The following is a 22,587-nucleotide window of genomic DNA, read 5'->3' on the forward strand; positions in this document are numbered from 1 at the left end:
AACGCGGTGATAGCATAATAATGTTTCAATCTTGGTTGAAGAAGGCAGTTCTTGCTGGAGGCTTCAGCGCTGGAGAAACAATTAGACGGGGTTATTTTGAAGCTAGGCTAATTATCATTTTTTCAAAAATTTTCAGCACATGTTCCTCTCCATTGTCCCTAGTAAAAATGCTAAAATTTGGGTGAGAATTGATTTCAATTAACCAATATTGATTATCTCGGTCTAATACGATATCTAAGCCACCATAATCAAGGTCTAATTCTTCAAAAACTGGTTTAGCAAAATTAGCAATATCTGACAATATTTGTGGATCGTTGATATACTTTGCTTTTGCACCATTCCAGTGCAGAGGGCTAAGATTCCCTGCAAACTCTGCATTACTTATATCTTTTTCATAGAGCAAAACTAACTCTTTATTTAAGAAAACTGCTCTATATTCAGATTTTATGTCAATAAATTCTTGAGCAAGAGCGACATAATCATACTTTTTAAAATTGACATTAAAAATTTCTTTTAAAGCATTTTCAATTTCATCTTGATTCTGACATAAAAAGACGTTATGTCCGCTAGAGCCAGAATTCCTTTTAATAATCACTGGCGTTTCAAAATTTTCTTTTATTTCTAATACGATATTTTGAATAGTGGGAAATTTTAAGTAGATTTTATACTCTATGTCACAAAAAGGAGAAAGAAAACCTATTGTCCGAGGAAGTTTAACTTTTTTATTTAAAACATGGTAAGTGTATTCCTTATCTTTCATAAGATGTGATACTGCTTGATTAATCAACGGGGTGCTATAGTTACAAAAATAATGGGGTTTATTATTGAGTTTTATTTTGATTAAGTTTTCAGCAGGATGAATAACTTCATAGCTGATGTTTAAGTTGTTACAAGCTTGCAGCAATAGCGAAACGTTGTCTAACATAAATACTTAAAGTTAAACCTCTAAATTACGAATTAATTTAACTTGCTGTTTGCCGTTTAAAAATCACTATCTCAGTACCAACAACTGGGTTACGAGCTATTAGCCTCTTTTGGGAGTCGATAATTTCTAAATGGGTAAAATCAAGTTCTTGAGAGCGTTGTAATATCTCCGCAGCTAGTTTGTCTTGCTGAGATTCTTGGAGAGTGTACCAATCATCACTAATTTTGACTGTAAGATTACTCGTGCGAAAGTTGGCTTCAATTGACTTTATCAGACCAGAGGCAATGCGATCGCTAATTTCGGCTACCTGATTTTCAATAGCCGCAATCAAGGCTTGTTCTGGTGTCAATTCTATGATTGGTGTCGGCGTTGGCGTGGGAGTTACTTCTGGTTCCGGTTCCGGCGTTGGTGGGGTGGTTTCTACTTCTGGCGGCGGCGTAATTTCCTCTGGTGGTTGTGGTTCAGGTGTAACTGACTCCGGTGGCGTGATTATCGTTGGTGTCGGTACAGGAACCTCCTCAACTGGGGGAACTGTTGCTATTTCAGTAGGTTTACCAGTCAAGACAGTCGTAGTTGTCCAAATGAGAATTACAGCAATTCCAGTAACAATTCCCGTCAAAGCTGTATCTGATAACTTTGTTGACAAATTGGATGGTAAAAACAAGCGGATTGTCCTTAACAATCCACCCCATCGCAACTGAAGCTGCTGGAAAAAACTGGGTGTTTTCTCAGTACCAGGTGGGGGTGCTGTCTCCAGTTTGTCCACCGTTGTTTCTAAAACCCCAATCGTCCCTCGGAGGAGTTGGATAATTTTAGCCTTCCAAAAGGGCTGAACTCTCTGGTAAGGTTTTTGGGGAGGTTGAGTTACTTGCTCATCCGTCGGTTTTGACTGATTGTCTTGTGACATGGAACTTTCACCAAAAGCAGCGAATCAAAGACAAACAACGTATATTATTACTGATGCTGCCTTCTTTTGCCTTAATGTATCATTTCATTGCACATTGCTTCGGCTAATCTGACTATTTATTAAATTTGGTGAGCTATGAAACTAAAACGCCGTCAATTTTTATTTTTAAGTAGCTTCAGCGCTATTAGTACAGGATTTTTTTCCTGGATGTTAGTTCGTCAAAATAATCAAAGTGCTGATATTACTGATTCAACAACAGCTATAGCCGCCAACCCAGCCAAAAAAGACTTGTTATTACGTTTTGTGTCTGTAGCAGATACGGGGACTGGAGCTAAAGGACAGTATGCTGTGGCTGGAGCAATGAATGCATATCACAAACAAAATCCTTATGATTTAGTCGTTTTAGCTGGAGATAACATTTACAATAACGGCGAAATCGAGAAAATTAATGCAGTTTTTGAGCGTCCCTATCAAGCTTTACTCAAGCAAGGTGTGAAATTTCAGGCTTGTTTAGGTAATCACGATATTCGTACTGCTAATGGTGATCCGCAAGTCAAGTATGCCGGCTTTAATATGAAGGGAAGACGCTACTATACATTTAGCCGTGGCTCTGTGCAATTTTTTGCTTTAGATACTAACGGTAATGCTGATTGGAAAAATCAACTACCTTGGTTAGAAAAAGAATTAAGTCTTAGTAAAGCTCCTTGGAAAGTCGTATTTGGCCACCATCCTATTTATGCATCTGGTGTCTATGGGATTAATCCAGAGTTTATTAAAACTTTTACTCCGCTGTTTCAAAAATACGGCGTTCAAGTTTATATCAATGGTCACGAACACCATTATGAACGCACTCGTGCTATTAATGGAACGACTTATTTAGTTACCGGTGGTGGTGCAGGTACTCGTCCTGTAAGGCGTTCAGAATGGACAGAGCATTCTGCTGAGAAGCTGAGTTTTGCAGCGTATGAGGTGTATCCAGATAGAATAGAAGTAAGTGCGATCGCTACTGATAAGCGCGTTTTTGATAAAGGTATTATTCAATTAAAATCAGCTTAGTTAGATGACTCAGCCAGAACTTCCTTCTGCGATCGCCAATATTATAGAATCATCTCAAACACCAGATGCTATATTTTCTGCATTATTGCCAGCTATAGGCGCTTTTTTACAATCCGACAGATGTTTTCTATACCTGCACAATCCACAGACTAACCTTGGTAGAGTTGCCTTTTGTTGGATTCGCACTCCAGATGTCCCAACTGTCTACAATGAAAAATGGGAAGCGCAACCCCCAACTTTAGTAGATGATGATCCAATGTTTGCGGCTGCGCTACGTGCGGAACCTTCAATCTTTGTCGAAGATGTAGAAACTGCTGATTCTCAGATTTTAAATCGAGAATTTGAACAGAAGTATTTTGGACATCGCGCCTTGATTCATGCCCATATCCGCCAAGATGGCCAACTCTGGGGAATTTTACAACCATGCATTTTTGGTAATCCCAGAGTTTGGACTGAATATGAACGAGGGGTAATTAATAATCTTGTCGAAAAAATCACACCTATTGCAGTTGGTTATGTCAAGTCTGCTTTCAATTAGCTATTTTATTTCCCGATTTTTTAGCTGTATTAAATTACTTCAGCTTTGTTAAAACTATGAAAGTCAAGCGCTTGAAAATGCAATCCTTCCGTGGAATCGGCGATTTGACCCTGGAGTTCGATGAAACGGGGCCAACGGTGCTAATTGGTATTAACGGCGTTGGCAAATCGAGTATTCTTGACTGTCTGGCTATTTTTCTATCACAGTTCACAGCATATATTCAAAATTCTTCGGATTACATACGTTTCTTTAATAATAAAGATATTAGTAATGGCTGTGAGGAAACACATAATGAAATTACATTTTTAATAGATTCGCAGGAGATAGTTTTAAATATAACTAAAATTAGTTCAGGTGATATTCAAGAATCTCTGACAAAACATAGAGAGCTTTTTCAGTTTAGCCTTTTGCTTAAGGAAAAGTTTCGTATGCAACAAATATCAAATAGTGAATATCAGAAATTGCAACCAATATTAAACTCTATATTTACAATTATTGATCCTGAAATCTCTGATCCTGTTAGTTTGGATAATGATAACCCTGCTACTCTTTCTAGTCTTCAATACACGAAAGGTTTACAAGCTGTAGTTGATGCTCTGCGTCATCAGTTAGAAAACAGTTCTGAAACCAACATTCCTTTAGTAATTTACTACCCTGTTAATCGTGCTGTTATTGACATGCCTTTAGAGATTTCAGAGGTAAGTTCATTTAAGCAAGTGGATGCATATAATCAGGCACTTACAGGAGGAAGAATAGACTTCAAAGCATTTTTTGAATGGTTTAGAAATCGAGAAGACTTAGAGAATGAGAGACGAAGAGATAATCCTGATTATCGAGACAAACAATTAGAAGCAGTCAGACAAGCTATATCTTCATTGATACCAGAATTCTCAAACTTACGGGTTGAGCGTTCACCTCTGCGAATGACTATCAGAAAAAGAAGTGAGAAACTCATCGTTAATCAGCTATCTGATGGGGAAAAATGCTTGCTGGCAATGGTGGGAGATTTAGCAAGACGATTAGCGATCGCCAACCCTAGTTTACCAGATCCACTTCAAGGTAGTGGTATTGTTTTAATTGATGAAATTGAGTTACACTTACACCCCAAATGGCAACGAGAAATTATTCCAGCTTTGACAAGAACATTCCCCAATTGCCAATTTATTGTCACCACCCATTCGCCTCAAGTAATTAGCCAAGTCAAGCCGGAAGGAATTTATATTCTAGAAAAAACAGACGAAGGTGTTGTTGCTAAAAGACCAGAAAGTTCTTTTGGGAGAGATAGCAATCGTATCTTAGAAGACCTCATGGGTGTTCCAGCACGTCCACAAGAAATTAAAGATCGTTTACATGAGTTATTTAGACTTATTGATCAGGGTAATCTTGATGGTGCTAGGCAATTATCTCAGGAAATTGCTGATATTATTGGACAAGATGAACCAGAATTAGTAAAAGCAAGTGTATCTATTCGACGCAAAGAGATTTTGAAGCGGTGAAATATATCAAAAAAAATGAGGAACCAGAAAGTTTTACCGTTTGGAAAAATATAGCAAATGAGGATTGGCAACCACGTTGGGAGAACTTCAGTAAACCACAAAAAAACGATGTACATAATTCCTTGTTGCAAGAGCAAGGTTTTATATGTTGCTATTGTGGAAGGCGTATTACCAAGGACATTAGCCATATTGAACATCTAAAGCCTAGAAAAAATTATCATAAGTTAGCACTAGAGTATACAAATTTGCTAGCTTCATGCCAAAGAGAAAGAGAACGTAAAGAACCTCTGCACTGTGGAAGCAAGAAAGATGAATGGTATGACGAAAATCTCATGGTTTCGCCTCTAGATATAAACTGTGCTGAGTTCTTTAGATATACAGAAGATGGACAAATTCTCTCAACAGAAGTTTCAGAGAAAAAATTTGCAGCCGACACAACAATTGATAAGCTTGACCTGAATATTGATAAGCTAAAGAAAATGCGTAGTGATGCCATAGAAGGTATCTTGGAAGGTTTTGAGGAACTCACAGAGGATGAGCGACAAAAGTTACTCCAAGCTTTCTGTCAACCAGATGACAATGGGCAAAATGAAGAGTTTTGTGCTGTTATTGCGTATATTCTTAATAATTATTTGTAATTTTTAGGAAAAATTGTATGATTCTTGAGGCAGTTATTCTGAATGTCAAATCTGGACTAGAACCGGATTTTGAAGCTGCTTTCAAAAAAGCTTCTAAAATTATTTCCTCAATGGATGGATATTTATCCCATGAATTGCATAAATGTATAGAAGTCAAAGGTAAATACTTATTACTTGTCAGATGGGAAAATTTAGAATCTCATACTGTCGGATTTAGAAGTTCTGCTGAGTATCAAGAGTGGAAAAAACTTCTGCATCATTTTTATGAACCATTTCCCACTGTTGAACACTTTGAGGAAATTGAAATATGAAAAACAAGATTCCCTACTTTTTTGAAAAGTTGGGAATCTATGGCTTTGTTTTCAAACTTTTTGCAACTGTGCTACTCTTGGATCAACAATTTTTTGTCCCAAACTGGCAAATTTAATTGCCACAGACATCTTACTACCTGTTCCGAAAACATGGGTGATTTCACCAAGGCCAAAGGTTTTGTGTAATACTCTATCGCCTACTTGCCAATTCTGCGTTGAGTCTTGTTTTCCACTGGGAGTAGAGGCACTTTTGGTATAACTTTGACGGCTTGCGCGTTTGGTAGATAATAACTCTTCTGGTAATTCGTCGAGAAATTGCGATCGCATCGCAGGTTCACGAGAACCATACAAACGACGTTCCCGCGCGTGTGATAAATACAACCTTTCTTGGGCACGAGTAATTCCCACATAACACAAGCGGCGTTCCTCTTCCAAAGATGCAGGATCGCCCAGCGAACGGTAGCCAGGAAATAGCCCCTGTTCTAATCCCACCAAAAACACTACGGGAAATTCCAAACCTTTGGAAGCGTGCAAAGTCATCAAAGAAACGGCTGTTTGCCCTTCTTTTAAGTTATCCAAATCGGAACTAAGGGCAGCGCTACTCAGAAAGTCTCGTAAAGAAACCTCTTCGTTTTCTTCTTGAAATTGCAGTGCGGCGTTGTAAAGTTCCTGGACGTTTTGTACCCGATCTGTGGCTTCATCTGTGCCTTGACTCATCAAGTCTTGAACGTAACCAGAATCTTCTAATATTCCTTGCAAAACCTCAGTCACGGGAAGCGTGCCAATTTGTGCTTGCCAACGGCTGATCATTGCGGCAAAGTTATTTACAGCTTTTGTCGCTCGTCCAGCTAATGTATTAACTGATGTCTCATCACTGAGTATTTCCCACAGGGTTGTCCCTAATTGTTGGGAGGCGTTCATCAAAGCATCAATAGTGGTTTTGCCAACTCCTCGCCGGGGAGTATTGATAACTCGTAATAAACTGACTGTATCAGATGGGTTAGCGATCGCTCTTAAATATGCGATGACATCTTTAATTTCTTTGCGATCGTAAAACCTCATTCCCCCCACAACTGTGTAAGGAATTTGATATTTTACCAACAATTCTTCAAATGGCCGAGATTGAGCATTTGTCCGATAAAGTATGGCAAAACTACCCCAGTCTAACTCTGGATTTTGGTTTTCTAAAGTGCTAATTTGATTAATCACAAATGCCGCTTCAGCAAGTTCTTCATCGGCTTTGTGACAAGTAATCTGCTCACCCGGCCCCCGCGTCGCTTTCAGGATTTTATCAATCCGTTGGGTGTTATTTTCAATCAGTTCATTAGCCGCTTGCAGAATGTTTTCACAAGAACGATAGTTTTCTTCCAGCTTAACCATCGTTTGGGTGTCATCATCTACTAAACCATCACCAAAATCTTCCTGAAATCCCAGCAAGATGGTGAAATCCGCCATCCGAAAGCTATAAATTGATTGGTCTGCATCGCCAACAACGAAAACTGAGCGATTTTGCCATTCCCATTCGCTCTTTCTAGTTTCGCCATTAGTCACCAATAGGTGAATGAGTTGATACTGGGTGCGGTTAGTATCTTGATACTCATCTACGAGGATATGGCAAAACTTCCGATGCCAATAACCTAATACTTGCTCATTTTGCTGAAATAATCTAGTTGGAACAAGAATCAGATCATCAAAGTCGAGAGCGTTATTTTCTGCTAACTTATCTTGATATAAATTGTAGACTTGGGCAATTACCCGTCCGCGATAATTGGGTTGATCTTGCTCAAATTCTTGTGGTGATAAGCCTTGATTTTTCGCGTTACTAATAGCGTAGCGAACAGAGCGGGCGTCAAACTTCTTATCGTCTAAATTTAGCTGTTTATTAACAATTTCTTTAATCAGAGTCATCACATCTGATTCATCAAAAATAGAGAAATTACGATTCCACTTGCGTCCTTTTTCGTCTACGTATTTTTCAATATCAAAACGGAGAATGCGAGAAAATAGACTGTGGAAAGTGCCACACCACAAATCTTTGATAGTACTTTTGTAAACTTGCGATCGCAGTTGGGTTTGTTGATATTCTGTCAACAAATCCAATCGCTGACCATGTTGTTTCATCGCCAGTTGTTCTGCAAACAGGCGTTGAACCCGGTCTTTCATCTCCCGTGCGGCTTTGTTGGTAAAAGTAACCGCCAGGATATTTTCTGGATCAACACGGTGTTTCAGAATCAGATTCGCAATGCGATAAGTCAGCGCTCGTGTTTTACCGGAACCCGCGCCAGCAACAACTAGCAACGGCCCGCAGTAATGTTCGACAGCTTGACGTTGGCTAGGGTTAAGGTGACTGAGAAAGTCGATGGTTGTTGTCATGGATGTGAAAAAGCGATGTCTCCGACGGGCTAGGCCTACGCCTGGCGTCACATTAATAGAGAGTTGCTATTGCCCAGGTTACAATATCTTAACGAAACTTGGTCAACAAAGATTGTGTGGCAATCTTCTTAACCAGAATGGTACTGTATCATGATTTATGTAGAAGTAAGAAAAAGCTATGCTGTCAGTCAAAGGCACATTCCAAAACGGTGTAGTTCATCCTAACGAACCAATTGAAGGGCATGAGGGGCAGTCAGTTATAATTGTGTTTGTCGAAGAAAACCGCACACCTCAGCCACCAACGCCAGAAGGCTCAGATTGGGATAAGCTGAGGCAGTTGATTAAAAACTGTGCAGTTGATACAGATATTAGCGATTTGGCACAGCAGCATGACCATTATCTCTACGGAATGCCAAAGCGAGAATCATAGCCTTGACGAAAGTTTTTGTAGACACCGCTGCCTGGATTGCTCTTCTTAATGTTAGGGATAATCTTCATCGCCAGGCAAATGAGGTAATGGATAGACTTCTGCGCTTAGAAACGCCTTTGGTGACAACAGAGTTTGTACTATTGGAAGTTGCAGATGCTCTGTGTACACCAGTTAGCCGTATTCAGACAGTTGCTTTCATCAACAGTTTGAGAGTTTTAAAAAGTGTGCAAATCATCCCTTTCGACCAAAAATTGCTGGATGAAGGTTGGATGTTATACAGTCAGCGTCCTGATAAAGATTGGGGACTAACTGACTGTATTAGCTTTGCGGTGATGACACAGGAGGGGATTACTCAAGCCTTTACATCTGACCGTCATTTTGAGCAAGCGGGATTTACAAAACTGTTGTAAATCAAAAAATACTGAGATTTAAGCAAAGTTTGTGTAGGGGCAATACTTTGCGGGAAGCTCTCCGGGTTCAGCAGTCGCTCATGGGGGAAGACAGGGCTGCTTCACCGCTTTGCGTTTACATGAATTGCCCCTACAATACGTTAATTTTTTCTACGCTAAATAGGTTGATCGCGAGTTCTTCTTACACTTTCTGTCGTAAGATCAGCGACGGGGAATCCAACATCAAAAAATGTTGGGCAAGCTCTCACTTTTTCCGTTCTCAGCGCTGTTTAACACCTAACCAATAAGTATTGTCACCAATAGGACGATTCACTCCTTGAGTACCCAATTGACATTGGGTAACGATACACGATACATCATGATTCAACCTTTAAATTTTTAAAGATGAAAAATTTCTTTAATTTCAGGTTTAACCAATACAAGGAGGGGTGGATATGGATTTGAGCTTAATTGTATCCAATATTTTGAATCCGCCAATCCTGTTTTTCTTTTTAGGCATGATTGCTGTTTTTGTCAAGTCCGATCTAGAAATTCCTGCACCAATCCCCAAACTATTTTCGTTGTATCTGTTGTTTGCCATTGGTTTTAAAGGAGGGGTAGAACTAATCAAAAGCGGTGTAACTCAGGAAGTAATTCTAACGCTGGCAGCAGCAATGATGATGGCTTGCGTTGTTCCAATTTATACCTTTTTCATCCTGAAGTGGAAATTGGATACTTACGATGCGGCTGCGATCGCAGCAACCTACGGTTCGATCAGTGCCGTCACCTTCATTACAGCTAGCGCCTTTTTGACTGAGCTTGGCATCACTTTTGATGGTTACATGGTGGCAGCCCTTGCCCTGATGGAATCTCCAGCGATTATAGTTGGTCTAATTTTGGTGAATATATTCGCCGCTGATGGAAAGCGCGACTTATCGTGGCCGGAAGTTTTACAAGAAGCATTTCTTAATAGTTCAGTTTTTCTCCTAGTTGGTAGTCTCTTTATAGGTGTCTTGACAGGAGAACACGGTTGGAAAGTATTAGAACCCTTTACTCAAGGGTTATTTTATGGCGTTCTCACCTTCTTTTTACTGGACATGGGATTGGTCGCGGCTAGAAGAATTAAAGACTTGCAAAAAACCGGAGTTTTCCTGATTTTATTTGCCATACTAATTCCTATACTCAATGCAGGCATTGGGTTGGTAATTGCCAAATTCATCGGTATGCCTCGCGGAGATTCGCTTTTGTTCGCTGTATTGTGTGCCAGCGCTTCTTATATTGCTGTTCCAGCGGCGATGCGGATGACTGTTCCAGAAGCAAATCCCAGCCTGTATGTTTCTACCGCTCTAGCGGTGACATTTCCGTTCAATATTATTGTGGGAATTCCGCTATATCTCTACGGAATTAACCTATTTTGGAGCTAATAATATGCACGTAGTTAAAAAGATAGAAATTATCGCTAACTCCTTTGAGCTTGCCAAAATTTTAGATAATTTAGACAAGTCGGGTGTACATAATCATGCCGTAATCCGAAATGTTGCTGGTAAGGGATTACAAGGAACGACAGAAGATTTAGACATGACTATGCTTGATAATGTTTACATCCTGGCGTTTTGTATGCCAGAACAACTCAAGCCTGTTGTAGAAAATATCAAACCACTTCTCAACAAGTTCGGGGGTACTTGCTACGTTTCTGATGTGATGGAGATCCGCTCTGTCAGATGTGTTGCGTCAATGTAAGAGAGTTATAAATTCAATGAAGCATTTCATAGAACGTCGTGACTTTTTAAAGTTAGGAATGACCGGGGCGTTTGGGATGATGTTATCTGCCAGCGATTTACTCTGGCGGGTGGAACAGGCTAAAGCTGACGAAATGCACCCAGCCCCCACTCAATCCCTCAGTCCCGATGCAGCCTTACAAAAGCTGGTAGAGGGAAATCAGCGATTTGTTGATCATCATCCCCAATACCCCGATCAATCTGCGCTACGGTTGCAGGAAGTTGCTCAAGCTCAACATCCATTTGCAACCATCCTCAGTTGTGCGGATTCACGAGTGCCCGCAGAAATTGTTTTTGACCAAGGCATTGGGGATATTTTTGATGTTCGGATTGCCGGAAATATTGCCACACATGAAGCGCTTGGCAGTATTGAATATGCGGTTGTCTTATTAAGTAGTCCGCTGCTGATGGTAATGGGTCATGAGCGTTGTGGGGCTGTAACCGCCGCTGTACAAAACGAATCGTTACCCGGTGATATTAGTACTTTTGTTCAAGCAATTAAGCCAGCCCTGAAAAAGGTAAAAGGTCAGCCTGGTGATGCGGTTGAAAACGCTGTTGTGGCAAATGTGCAATATCAAATTGAACGGTTGAAGCGATCAAAGCTTTTAACTAAGCAGGTGGAGGCGGGAAAATTGAAAATTGTGGGGGGTCGTTACGATTTAGATACAGGCAGAGTAGTTATTATTACTTAGTTCGGCAAACCTCAAATTTCAGACAGGAGCGATCGCTTTTAGTTTTCCAGAAGAGATAATCGCGATCGCATAATAAACCTATGCTTAATATAAACAAGTAGAATTCAGAATGCAATAAGTGGTGAGTATAAATCCCCCACTTATTGTTGACAACCAACAAACTGTCTTGTTTTGTGGGGGACTTAAACCTATTTATTCAGACACGACGCTCTCTACGAGACACTACGCGAACGAATACTCGCTAACGCTACGCTATCCGCCAGTCACACAGAGTTCAAGTTCAATTCTGAATTCTGTCTTGTTAAAACTGGGTGTAAAATTTCCTAAGACTGGTTGCGAGAATATTCTTCCATTTTCTTGCGAAGGCTAAGTGATCTCATATCAGTCCAAACTTCTTTGATGTAATTCAGACATTCTTCTTTCAAACCAGTTTTTCCAGCATCCTTCCAACCAAGGGGATTCTCTCTGTCGGCTGGCCATATTGAATACTGCTCCTCATGATTTACTACAACTTTGTAAATCGTATTATCTACAGCTTCATCGCTATTTATTGCCATCATTGTATTCAAATTGCCGAAATTAAAAGCAAAAGCGGGGGTTGCTGCCCATGAAAAAATAAAAGAGAATACGACAATAGTTACAGCTACTAACTTAATAATTTTTTTCTTCATGACCACACTCTTTTTTGGGTTTTTATTGATACCTGAAGATATATTCTGACTTTCATAATAGGAATGCAAGGACAGATAAGACAGATAAGACAGTTAAGCAAATATTTAACAAAGGCTTAATACAAAAAATCCTATTTTTCCCACAATGAATCGTTTAAACACGACTGAACAAATGAGCCAATATTTGTTCAGTCAGGGAAGTGTCAAATTGCCTGTTTGCGCCAATTGCGTTTTTGCAGCTTGGTTTGCCAAGACTCCATGTAGGTGTAGAAAACGGGCGTCAAATAAAGTGTGAGAAACTGCGAGAACACCAACCCCCCAACTACAGCTAAACCAAGGGGACGACGTGTATCTGCACCGACTCTAAACAGCGCATATCAACAATCTGGGGGAAAGTGGGAAGCACAGACACGTATTAGCTTGTCATTAGACATCGAATTTTCCGCAAAATGGTTGGTTGCGATTAACTCTAATTAGACAAGTACAATAGTTAGCTAAACTAAATATTAGTGTATTAATGATTCCTGTTTTAGCCTACCCTTTTGGAAAGAAATTGTTGTGAAACTGTTGTGACTTTGGTATTAAGTTGTTGTGACTTTATTTGTATATACAAGATTGGGTTGACAAAATTGTTTGAGGGCAAATGGAATAGCCTAAGTAACAACTTTCTTTTACGAAAGCGATCGCTGTTGATCTGTAAACCAAAATAAATATTTTGACTCAGACATTCAAGCGATCGCCTCGCCTCAATTGAAATTTAGGCAGCCAAAAAAATCGGGGCAGGTTCCAAACCCGCCCCGGCTTCTGATATACTGCGCCCAACGGCTGTTGCTACAGGCTTTAAACTATTAACTAAATGCACCATATCTTCTAAAGAAAGTGCTTGACGGGCATCAGAAACAGATTTTTCTGGTTCTGGGTGACACTCAATAATTAATCCATCTGCACCGCAAGCGATCGCAGCCCTAGCCATAGGCGCTACCAATTCCCGTTTACCGACGGCATGGGAAGGATCTACAATCACAGGCAGGTGAGTTATTTGTTTGAGTGCTGCTACTGCCCCTAAATCCAGGACATTGCGAGTGTAATCATCGAAACTGCGGATACCTCTTTCGCACAACACCACATCAGGATTCCCGTGGCTGAGGATATATTCAGCAGCCATGACAAATTCTTCAATTGTCGCTGCTAAACCACGTTTGAGTAGTATTGGTTTACCAGCTTGTCCCAAAGCTTTGAGCAAATCGAAGTTTTGCATATTTCGGCTACCAACTTGAAGCATATCAGCGTGGGCGGCGACTACTTCAATTTGGGAAATTGACATCACCTCAGTGACAACTGGCAGATTGTAATGCGATCGCACCCTTGCCAAAATCTCTAATCCTTCCACTCCCATACCCTGGAAAGCGTAGGGAGATGTGCGGGGTTTATAGACACCCCCACGCAACCCATGCACCGATGCAGTAGCTAGTTTTTGGGCGACTATCTCCATTTGTTCTAAGCTTTCAACAGTGCAGGGACCGCCAATAATTACCAGTTCTTTGCCGCCGAAAGCGACTGTTTCTGAGATTTTAACGATTGTCTGGTGGTTCACATGGGATTGTGCGGCAAGTTTGGCATTAATCATGGTTTCATTCTCCTGAAAAGTTAGTGATTAGTGATTGGGGACTGGGGATTGGGGATTGGGGATTGGGTAAGAGTTGTTTTACAGTCCTAATTTCTACTCCCTCAGTCCCCAATAACAAACAACAAAAAAGCCCGAAACCTTTAAGAGTTCCGGGCGCGTTCTGATTTATCGGCATGACGCTATTTACCCGGAACTTAGTCTGGACCAAAAGTAAAAGCCATAAAACCAGCTAGTGAAATAAGTCATGACGATGAAATTCTCCTTAAAAAACAAAAACCGCAGAGTTTCCTCTGCGGTTCACCGGGCGGTTTCCATTAGGAAACTCGATTCACTCCCGGTGAACCACCCTAAACCAAAAATAAAAGTAGGAATTTGTGTTAAGCATTTGCGGCGCTTTTGCTGGAAAACTAAAAACTATACCTATGTAAGGCAACATTATCAGGAAGAGTAAGCGGTGTCAAGACCTCCACAAACTATAAAAAAGCGATAGACTCATTACAACTGTGGGAATCAAGACTATAAAGCTTTGGGGAATTCAAAATCACGCCCTGTTCTAAATTGTTTGGTGAAGTACTAGTGCAGCATGGCAAAAATAACTATCCAGTAAAAAAAGGTTAAAAAGCTAATAAAGCTTACTTGCCTGACTCCTGCCTCCTGCCTTCTGCCTCCTGCCTCCTGCCTCCTTGCATTAGTTGCTTGTTTGCGTAGACTAAGAAAGCGGCTGGTTATTTTAGATATCACCGTAGTTATATAAGTTTACAAATATTTTTGTGTCATGACTAATGGGTAGTGTAAATATCAAAAATTAATGGTGAAAATCTAAAAATTGAGAATATGGCGATTTTCTAACGAATAGAATACAGCCAACTTAAGTTAATCAGAGAGAATTATAAGCGGTGGCTTCCATCCTTTAGAAGTTCAAAGAGCCAGGATTGAGAAGTTAGAATATATAATTCTCCTGACTTATGACCTCATCTTGCGAAAGCTTATTGCAGACAATTGACAATCGCCATACATTATTCTTACCCAAGTCCTCATTGACAAGATCAAATTTTTAGGATCATCAGTTTCATTATGCCTAGTTCCAAAATCTTAGCCCAATCTTTCGACTATCATGGAGCTTACCCCTGCCCAGTCTGTCGGATAGGTAAGATTTCTCACATGCCATTGATGGAAGCTATGGCTTGTGACTTTTGCCAAGAGATTTTTACAGTCAACTTAGAACTACAGCAAATCAAGATGCCTTCTAGGCAACCACCCTTAACTTGGCGTTGGAATGGGTTTAGTTGGACAGAAGGCCAGCTAGAAGGTGTGGAATTAGGTTGGGGCTATGGACTAGCAGCAGCAGTTTTTGTAATTCTTCCCACTACTCTAATTGGCATAGTAGCTTACTATTTTCCTGCTAATCTGAAGGAACCCATTACCTGGATGCCATATATTTGGACGATATTAACTTTTTTATCACATTTATCAATTATTGTTTGGATTTTTATTGAAGTCTATCAGATTCCAGTTGCAGCATATTGGAGAGCGATCGCTCGATGGAGAAATGGGGAAATGAGGCACTAGGGACTGGAAAACAACTCTTATCCCAGTCCCCAATCCCCAGTCCCCAATCCCCAATACCCATAATCAATAACAAATGATGCAGCGGATAGATGGCTCCATCACTCATAATTAAGTTGATTGTCCACCAAAATATCGTATGAGCGATCTGGAGCGGTACTATAGAGTTTTGGAATTAGAGCCTGGAGCAACACTTGAGGAAGTGAACCAGGCTTACAAAGATTTAGTCTTTGTTTGGCATCCCGATCGCATTCCTAAAGACAATCTCCGTTTACAGCAGAAAGCACAAGATAAGCTGAAAGCCATAAATGAAGCTCGTGAAAAATTGCGCTCTCTAAAAACCAAACCTCAAACCACATTTAATTCACCGCCACCTCAACAAGAAAAACCATTTCAAACAACCCAGCAACCACCAAAGCAAAACTCAGACTTGAGTGGCAAAGACTACAGTCGGGCAAATTTAAGCAATAAAGACTTATCTGGCAGAAATCTGAGTTATGCCAATTTGAGTGGTGCTAATCTCAGCGATACTTTTATGCACAAAGTCAACCTCAGAGGTGCGAATTTATCTGAAGCAAATTTATTTCGGGCAAACCTACTTTTAGCGGATCTCAGGGAGGCAAATTTACGTGCTGCTAATTTGATTGGTGCGGATCTCAGTGGCGCCGACTTGCGAGGAGCCGACTTGACGGGAGCGCGGATTCGCTCTGGTGAGCGTCTTCTCGTTAAACTAATTGGTACTAACTTAGCAGGGGCAATTATGCCTGATGGTTCAATTTTTCAATAAACGAGGTTGCGTTATCACACAGAGTGCATAAATTAATCACATAAACAAGCAAACAGGCAAATTAAAAAAGTAATATGCCTGTTTGCTTGCTCAAAATACCAAAATGAAGACGCAAACTGCCGAACATATTGCAAAAGCGATCGCAGAGGCTACCAAAAACCCCAACATCCAAAAACGCATATTTATTCTTTGGAAGTTCCTTCAGAGGTGCGATCGCTAATTATATACTTCTCTTAAAAAGCTTGTATAGTTTGTCCGAACCGTCATAGTAGTAGGATGACTTATACCTAAAGTCCGTTCACAAATTTTCAAAGCTTGCTCAAATAAGGGTTTGGCTTTCCTATAGCGTCCTCTATAACGGTAGAGTGCTGCGAGATTGTTCAGACTGATAGCGACATCAGGATGGTTATCTCCCAGTAAGCGTTTACTCAGTTCTAAAGCTTGCTGATACAGTGGTTCGGCTTCGCTGTAGCGTCCCGTAGATTCGTAGAGTTGTGCTAAATTGTTCAAGCTAGTGCCAACATCGATATGTTCTTCTCCCAGCAGGCGTTTTCTCAGTTTTAAAGCTTGCTTAAGTAAAGGTTCGGCTTCGCTGTAGCGTCTTGTATAACAGTACAATGCTGCTAAATTGTTCAGACTCGTGGCAACATTGGGATGTTCTTCTCCCACTAGGCGTTTCCACAGTTCTAAAGCTTGCTGATACAGCGGTTCGGCTTCGCTATAGCGTCCTGTAGATTCGTAGATTAATGCTAAATAGCTCAGGTTAGTAGCGACATCGGTATTTTCTTCTCCCAGCAGGCGTTTTCTCAGTTCTAAAGCTTGCTCAAGCAAGGGTTCGGCTTCGCTGTAGCGTCCTGTAGATTCGTAGAGTAATGCTAAATTGCTCAGGCTAGTGGCGACATCCGCATGTTCTAAACCGAGACGATTTTGAGTCAATTCTAGACACTGTTGCAACCAAGTTTCTGCTTGCTGATAAAGTCCTTGACTTTGATAAAACCAGGCTAGTTTGGTAAACAGAGTGATTAGATTTTCATCGCCCAGATATTGGGATAAATTGGCTGCAACTTCTGTAATATGTGGGATATGTGGAGTGAGGTTGAGAATATCTTCAGGGTTAGGCTGTTGCGGAATTAGCTTTGCTACCTCTAACATCATCGCTGCAAATTTAGTTTTTGCTTCATCCGCCTCACTTGATTGATCCAACTTCATTTGAAAAAGTTGCCGAATCAGTGGATTTAGACGATAAATTCCTTTACTTTTCTGTTGTAGTAAATGTAATTCTAGTAAATCGTCTATGGCTTTCTTATTGAGTTGTTGTTTTTGGTCATCTTCTATCGTCTCAACAGATAAGGGAATGTCAGCTAAGGCACACAAACTTAGCAAACAGCCAAAGCTTTGTGCATTTTCATCCAATTGTTCCCAATTTAATTCAAAAGCTTCAGCTACACCGTATTCATAAGACATCAATGAGTTAGCATTGACCACTGGTTCATGTTCCACTCGTTTCTTCTCTAGCCGCTTCAGCAGTGTTTCCAGAGACAAATCTGGTATCTTATCCAAATATCGCCCCACTAACTCTAACGCTAAAGGTAAATATCCTAAAAATTTACAAATTCTTCTCGCAAACCAAGCTTTTTGTTGCAGTCGTTCCCGAACCACCAGCGTTTTTAATAATTTCATCGCCGCCAATGGTTTGAGGATATCCAATTCGCTATTATATTTTGCGCTCAGGAAAGCTTGTAACTTTTGTAGTTTGTTTCGACTGTTGGAAATCGCTAACTCAGGATAATTCTGGGCAAACTTGTCATATACCTCACCAATCCACTTTCTGAAAGCAGCAATGTCAACGTTTAATTCGCTGGCAAGTTTAGCTTCACTTTTTCCTAAGTTTTCTGTCTTAAAATACTTTGCAAAAGCTGCCGTTTGCTCTAGAGATAAGCCGTTAGTAGCAGCTTCTTTCGCTAGAAAATTAGCCCATTGCATAAACAGCTTGTGAAATTTACTTTTATTCTAGCTTTGTCTCCATTGGGAAATCTCCTCTCTTTGGGATAGAAATCCTATTCGCATAAAAGCATTTAAAAGCATTAATATAAGAATCAAACCGCCTATAAAGAGAGAAGAAGGAGCGATCGCTAGTTTGAAGTTACAATTGATGGCGATCGCTATTCTCCTGCTTGTTGTTTGAGTAAACTGACCAAACTATCGGATAACCACAAACCAGCGTCACGCAAAGCTTGAATTCCAGGAGATATGCTTGGGATTAGTCCACGTCTTTTTGCTAATATCAGCAAGCCTCCGGTTCCGATAGTAATAATACCTAAAGCTTGACCACAACGCCGTGCTGCCCTATCGTCAACAATAGCGGCACAGTTGGAATTTTTTAGTGCCAAACTCAATACTTGTGATTCTCCCTTTCCTAAATCCCAAGCTGCTACTTCAGGAGCAATAGCATTAACTTCTACTGTTTGTATCCAAGAAATATTGGGTAATTGTGTTGATGCGATATCATCTTTTGTTGTGACTTCTTCAAAAACACCTAATGGAACTAAAACTTCTGTGAATAATTGTGGAAGTAATTCTGCTTGTTGACTTTTTAATAGAACAATCAAAGGTGAAGAGTTAATAATTACACGATTAATCGACATTTGCCAGTTCCTGGGCTAACTCTTGGGCAGTATATTGCATAAAATCTACTTTGTAGCGTGATAAGGCATTAATAAATTCAGCACGAGTTAGCCCAGCAATCTCTGCTGCTTTGGCTTGTGAGATGTCACCTAATTCATACCATTTAACTGCGGCTGCAATTCGCATTTCTTGGATAAATTCTTCAGGGTTTTTACGAAGTGCTGAAAATACTGTTTCTGGTAATTGGATTGGTACTGTTCGCATAATTTTATCCTCAAATTTGGCGTTTGGAATTTGAAACCGCAAAGCGATGTCTACGACGGGCTACGTCTACGCTCTATTCTTTACTGTACTTTGGTTATGAGGGGAAGATCGCTGCTAAAATTTGAACTACAACTGTTGTGTGGCATCAATTTGGTGTGATTTTGGGAAAGGGTGCGATCGTGTAGCGTGCCGGAGGCAATCGTTAGCGATAACTTTCTCTCAAAAACCTTGCATAATTTCCCCGAACCCTCATTGTATGAGAATGACCTACACCTAAAGTCTGCTCAAAAATCGCCAAAGCCTGCTGATACAGAGGTTCGGCTTGGCTGTAGCGTCCTGTAGATTCATAGAGGAATGCTAAATTGTTCAAGCTAGTGGCGATATCAGGATGGTTGTCTCCCAGAAGGCGTTTTCTCAGTTCTAAAGCTTGCTGATACAGAGGTTCAGCTTCCCTGTAGCATCCTGTAGATTCATAGAGTCCTGCTAAATCGTTCAGGCTGGTAGCTACATCAGGATGGTTGTCTCCCAGAAGACGTTTTCTAAGTTCTAAAGCTTGCTGATACAGAGGTTCCGCTTCCCTGTAGCGTCTTGTAGATTCATAGAGTCCTGCAAGATTGTTCAAGCTATTAGCGACATTGGGATGATTATCTCCCAAGAAGCGTTTTCTCAGTTCTAAAGCTTGCTGCATCAAGGGTTCAGCTTTATTGTAGCGTCCTGTAGATTCATAAAGCGCTGCAAGATTGTTCAGACTGGTAGCAACATCAGGATGGTTGTCTCCCAGCAGACGCTTTCTCAATTCTAAAGCTTGCTGCATCAGGGGTTCAGCTTCACTGTAGCGTCCTTGATAACAGTAGAGTTGTGCAAGATTGTTCAAGCTAGTAGCGACATCAGGATGGTTATTTCCCAGCAGGCGTTTTCTCAGTTCTAAAGCTTGCTGAAACAATGGTTCAGCTTTGTTATAGCGTCCTGTAAAACAATAGAGTCCAGCCAGATCATTTAGACTAGCAGCTATAAGAGGATGGTTATCTCCTAATAGGCTTTGTGTAAGTTCCAAAGCTTGCTGATACAGAGGTTCAGCTTGGTTATAGCATCCTGTAGATTCGTAGAGTCCTGCGAGATTATTCAGACTAATGGCGATAGCAGGATGGTTGTCTCCCACCAAGCTTTGTGTCAGTTCTAAAGCTTGCTTTATCAGCGGTTTAGCTTCGTTGTAACGTCCTTGATAGCGGTAGAGTCTTGCAAGATTGTTTAGGTTAGCGGCGACATAGGGATGTTCTAAACCAAGGCGATTTTTAATGACTACTTCACACTGCTGCAACCAAGGTTGTGCCTGTTCATAAAATCCTTGACCTTGAAAGAAGTAGCCTAATCTAGTAAAAGGCTCGATTAAATCCTCCTCGCTTATATATCGGGATAGGTGGGTTGCAACTTCTGTAAGGTGAGGGATATGTGGAGTGAAATTGAAAATATCTTCACGGTTAGGCTGTTGAGGAATTCGCTTTGCCACCTCTACCATCTGCGCTACAAAAGCAGTTTTCACCTCATCTGCATTACTTGACTCATCCAACTTCATTTGAAAAAATTGCCGAATCAGTGGATGTAGACGATAAATTCCTTTACTTTGCCATTGTATTAAATGCAGTTTCCGCAACTCAGCTATAGCTTTCTCCCAGAGTTCTTGTTCTTCGTCATCTTCTATCCCTTCAACAGAAAAAGGAATATCAGCCAAAGCAAACAAACTCAGCCAACAGCCTAAGCGTTGTGCATTTTCATCCAATTGTTCCCAACTCAATACAAAAGCTTCAGCAACGCCGTATTCATAAAGCATCAATGGGTTAGCCTTGGCTATTGCTTCGTGTTCCAGTCGCTTTTTCTCTAACCGCTTCAGCAGTTTATCCAAAGACAAATCTGGCATTGTATCCAGATATCGCCCCACTAACTCTAACGCCAAAGGTAAATATCCCAAGAATGTACAAATTTTTCTCGCAACCCAAGGTTCGCTTTTTAGTCGTTCTCTATCAACCAGCGACTTTAATAATTTCATCGCTGCCAATGGTTTGAGAACACCCAAAGGTAATTGCGGCAGAGTTCTATCAAATCCCAGGCGTGTTGTCAGCAATACTTTAAACCGGGGTGATTCTGGGGGTAGATAAGGCTGAACCTGTGTTTTGTAGTCAGTGACATCATCAAACACTAGCAATATTTCACCTTGTTGCCAATTCTGCCAGCAGTATCTCAGCCTATCTGGTAATTCCCAATCATCTGGTGCAATGAGTTTAAATTCTAATTCAGTAAATCTGAGAATCTGAATTCCCACATCAATACCCTGTGCTGATAACCAGCAAACCCCACCTTGATATTTCTGCAAATGCTGTTTGGCGTATTGGGTAGCGAGTTCTGTTTTGCCGACTCCACCCATACCCGCCACAGCTACAATGGCAACTTGCCTAGATGTTTGTAATTGCTGGTGCAGTTTTTGTAGTTCCGCCTCACGTCCCACAAATTTTTCAAATGGGACAGCAGGGGGAATATTTTGATGAATTTCTTTAATTGTGGGGTGGGCATCTTGCCTGCCATTATATTTGTTTGTCAAACAAGCCCGTAACTTTTCCAGCTTACCCCGACTATTAGAAGTGGCTAATTCAGGATAACTCTTGGCGAATTTGTCATACACCTCAGCCATCCGCTTTTTGAAAGCAGCCGCACCAATGTTTAATTCACTGGCTAGTTTTGCCTCACTCTTCCCTGAGTTTTCAGCCTTCAAACGCTCTACAAAAGCTGCCGTTTGCTCTGGGGATAAGCTATTAGTAGCAGCTTCATTGGCTAGAAAATCAGCCCATTGCATAGACAGCTTGTGAGATTTCTTCTCAATTCTACTTAATTTCTACTTTCTCTCTACTTTGTCTCCATTTTTAGGGAATCTCCTCTTCTTCTGGCAGAAATACCATTTGCATAGAAACGTTTAGAAGAGGTTTAGCCATGAAAACTGCCTTAACAACTCCAGTCAACTCCAATCAAACCACCCAAACTTCGCAATTAATCCCCGCGTCGCCAACATCGGTAGAAAATCCATCTACCTGGATGCGAAACGGGGACAGTCCTACTGAAATCATCCTCGCGGTGGCAATTTTAACATCATTGTCAATTGGGGGAATTGCCTCTGTGATTGTGGCGATTACGGGTTTAGTTAAAACTTTAGTACGCCCGACAAGCGAAAAAACAAAGTAAGAGTACTGGCAAAGGGAAATTCTTCGCTTCGTTGCTATCCCGCCTTGGAATCAATTCCGAGGCTAATAGCCTAAGTCCGTTCAAACGGACTAAATTTTAGTTAATTTGAGTCAGTTTTAACTGACTTATGCTGTTAGCCTGCGATTTGAATCGCAGGTGGGCTGAAAGTATCGCCCGTAACTTGAGCCTTTGAGCCTTTTATCCTCAACGTTGAGCCTTTTATCCTCAACGTTGAGCCTTTTATCCTCGACGTTGAGCCTTTTAACCTCAACATTGAGCCTTTTAT

General features: G+C 40.7%; 22 protein-coding genes and 1 pseudogene. 13 read left to right on the top strand and 10 right to left on the bottom strand.

Features of this window, described 5'->3' with window-relative positions; all coding sequences use genetic code 11:
- Positions 1–91 precede the first annotated feature (91 nt).
- Positions 92–925 carry an ATP-grasp domain-containing protein gene (locus tag ABF638_RS15750; RefSeq protein WP_435023707.1) on the bottom strand — a complete coding sequence of 278 codons (834 nt, stop codon included), beginning with the start codon at positions 923–925 and terminating at the stop codon, positions 92–94.
- 37 nt (positions 926–962) lie between these two features.
- Entirely contained in the window at positions 963–1,832 is an 870-nt protein-coding gene (locus ABF638_RS15755) for a hypothetical protein (RefSeq protein WP_435023708.1), read from the bottom strand.
- Between the two features lie 135 nt (positions 1,833–1,967).
- Here ABF638_RS15755 and ABF638_RS15760 point away from each other — a divergent pair, with 135 nt between their 5' ends.
- The 5 genes from ABF638_RS15760 to ABF638_RS15780 are packed head-to-tail and all read left to right on the top strand — an operon-like array spanning position 1,968 to position 5,871.
- Positions 1,968–2,888 (top strand): metallophosphoesterase family protein, encoded by a 921-nt coding sequence (locus tag ABF638_RS15760; RefSeq protein ID WP_435023710.1) that lies wholly within the window; start codon positions 1,968–1,970, stop codon positions 2,886–2,888.
- A 4-nt stretch (positions 2,889–2,892) separates the two neighbouring features.
- Entirely contained in the window at positions 2,893–3,426 is a 534-nt protein-coding gene (locus ABF638_RS15765; RefSeq protein ID WP_435023711.1) for a GAF domain-containing protein, read from the top strand.
- A 56-nt stretch (positions 3,427–3,482) separates the two neighbouring features.
- The gene (locus ABF638_RS15770; RefSeq protein ID WP_435023713.1) at positions 3,483–4,922 is read left to right on the top strand and encodes an AAA family ATPase; all 1,440 of its coding nucleotides are present in this window, start codon (positions 3,483–3,485) and stop codon (positions 4,920–4,922) included.
- Positions 4,919–5,560, top strand: coding sequence for a retron system putative HNH endonuclease (locus ABF638_RS15775; RefSeq protein WP_435023715.1), 642 nt, complete (start codon positions 4,919–4,921; stop codon positions 5,558–5,560). Before ABF638_RS15770 ends, ABF638_RS15775 begins: the two co-directional genes overlap by 4 nt.
- 17 nt (positions 5,561–5,577) lie before the next feature.
- Positions 5,578–5,871 carry an antibiotic biosynthesis monooxygenase family protein gene (locus tag ABF638_RS15780; protein WP_435023717.1) on the top strand — a complete coding sequence of 98 codons (294 nt, stop codon included), beginning with the start codon at positions 5,578–5,580 and terminating at the stop codon, positions 5,869–5,871.
- A gap of 51 nt (positions 5,872–5,922) precedes the next feature.
- On the opposite strand, the gene pcrA is transcribed toward ABF638_RS15780, so the two are convergent.
- Positions 5,923–8,244, bottom strand: a complete 2,322-nt coding sequence (pcrA, locus tag ABF638_RS15785; RefSeq protein ID WP_435023718.1) for a DNA helicase PcrA — start codon at positions 8,242–8,244, stop codon at positions 5,923–5,925.
- 178 nt (positions 8,245–8,422) lie between these two features.
- Here pcrA and ABF638_RS15790 point away from each other — a divergent pair, with 178 nt between their 5' ends.
- The 5 genes from ABF638_RS15790 to ABF638_RS15810 all read left to right on the top strand — a co-directional run bounded on the left by ABF638_RS15790 (position 8,423) and on the right by ABF638_RS15810 (position 11,533).
- On the top strand, positions 8,423–8,674 hold the full coding sequence (locus ABF638_RS15790) for a hypothetical protein (RefSeq protein WP_435023719.1): 252 nt from the start codon (positions 8,423–8,425) through the stop codon (positions 8,672–8,674).
- A gap of 2 nt (positions 8,675–8,676) precedes the next feature.
- Entirely contained in the window at positions 8,677–9,084 is a 408-nt protein-coding gene (locus ABF638_RS15795; protein WP_435023721.1) for a type II toxin-antitoxin system VapC family toxin, read from the top strand.
- Positions 9,085–9,518: 434 nt separating this feature from the next.
- Positions 9,519–10,487, top strand: coding sequence for a sodium-dependent bicarbonate transport family permease (locus ABF638_RS15800; RefSeq protein WP_435023722.1), 969 nt, complete (start codon positions 9,519–9,521; stop codon positions 10,485–10,487).
- Positions 10,488–10,491: 4 nt separating this feature from the next.
- On the top strand, positions 10,492–10,803 hold the full coding sequence (locus tag ABF638_RS15805; RefSeq protein WP_069068948.1) for a P-II family nitrogen regulator: 312 nt from the start codon (positions 10,492–10,494) through the stop codon (positions 10,801–10,803).
- Positions 10,804–10,819: 16 nt separating this feature from the next.
- Positions 10,820–11,533 carry a carbonic anhydrase gene (locus ABF638_RS15810; RefSeq protein ID WP_435023723.1) on the top strand — a complete coding sequence of 238 codons (714 nt, stop codon included), beginning with the start codon at positions 10,820–10,822 and terminating at the stop codon, positions 11,531–11,533.
- 323 nt (positions 11,534–11,856) lie between these two features.
- Here ABF638_RS15810 and ABF638_RS15815 read toward each other — a convergent pair whose 3' ends face one another.
- The 3 genes and pseudogenes from ABF638_RS15815 to aroF form a co-directional block, all read right to left on the bottom strand.
- On the bottom strand, positions 11,857–12,090 hold the full coding sequence (locus ABF638_RS15815; RefSeq protein WP_435023732.1) for an MbtH family protein: 234 nt from the start codon (positions 12,088–12,090) through the stop codon (positions 11,857–11,859).
- A gap of 317 nt (positions 12,091–12,407) precedes the next feature.
- Entirely contained in the window at positions 12,408–12,575 is a 168-nt protein-coding gene (locus ABF638_RS15820; protein ID WP_435023733.1) for an efflux RND transporter permease subunit, read from the bottom strand.
- Positions 12,576–12,961: 386 nt separating this feature from the next.
- Positions 12,962–13,843 (bottom strand): annotated as a pseudogene (aroF, locus tag ABF638_RS15825) (3-deoxy-7-phosphoheptulonate synthase); the annotation flags it as partial.
- 1,062 nt (positions 13,844–14,905) lie between these two features.
- Here aroF and ABF638_RS15830 point away from each other — a divergent pair.
- Both ABF638_RS15830 and ABF638_RS15835 read left to right on the top strand, forming a co-directional pair.
- Complete coding sequence (locus tag ABF638_RS15830) at positions 14,906–15,400, top strand: hypothetical protein (RefSeq protein WP_181931585.1); 495 nt, start codon at positions 14,906–14,908, stop codon at positions 15,398–15,400.
- Between the two features lie 136 nt (positions 15,401–15,536).
- Positions 15,537–16,184, top strand: a complete 648-nt coding sequence (locus ABF638_RS15835; RefSeq protein ID WP_069068944.1) for a pentapeptide repeat-containing protein — start codon at positions 15,537–15,539, stop codon at positions 16,182–16,184.
- 216 nt (positions 16,185–16,400) lie between these two features.
- On the opposite strand, the gene ABF638_RS15840 is transcribed toward ABF638_RS15835, so the two are convergent.
- From ABF638_RS15840 to ABF638_RS15855, 4 genes are all read right to left on the bottom strand, one after another.
- Positions 16,401–18,167, bottom strand: a complete 1,767-nt coding sequence (locus ABF638_RS15840) for a tetratricopeptide repeat protein (protein ID WP_435023725.1) — start codon at positions 18,165–18,167, stop codon at positions 16,401–16,403.
- A gap of 179 nt (positions 18,168–18,346) precedes the next feature.
- A complete protein-coding gene (locus tag ABF638_RS15845) occupies positions 18,347–18,829 on the bottom strand; it encodes a DUF3368 domain-containing protein (RefSeq protein WP_435023727.1) in 483 nt (160 codons plus the stop codon).
- Positions 18,819–19,073: a UPF0175 family protein gene (locus tag ABF638_RS15850; protein WP_069068941.1), complete on the bottom strand. Its 255-nt coding sequence runs from the start codon at positions 19,071–19,073 to the stop codon at positions 18,819–18,821. Before ABF638_RS15850 ends, ABF638_RS15845 begins: the two co-directional genes overlap by 11 nt.
- A gap of 202 nt (positions 19,074–19,275) precedes the next feature.
- On the bottom strand, positions 19,276–21,918 hold the full coding sequence (locus ABF638_RS15855) for a tetratricopeptide repeat protein (RefSeq protein WP_435023728.1): 2,643 nt from the start codon (positions 21,916–21,918) through the stop codon (positions 19,276–19,278).
- 134 nt (positions 21,919–22,052) lie between these two features.
- Here ABF638_RS15855 and ABF638_RS15860 point away from each other — a divergent pair, with 134 nt between their 5' ends.
- Complete coding sequence (locus ABF638_RS15860; protein ID WP_181931581.1) at positions 22,053–22,301, top strand: hypothetical protein; 249 nt, start codon at positions 22,053–22,055, stop codon at positions 22,299–22,301.
- Positions 22,302–22,587: the final 286 nt, after the last annotated feature.

The organism is Nostoc sp. CALU 1950, assembly GCF_051172895.1.
Lineage (GTDB): Bacteria > Cyanobacteriota > Cyanobacteriia > Cyanobacteriales > Nostocaceae > Nostoc > Nostoc edaphicum_A.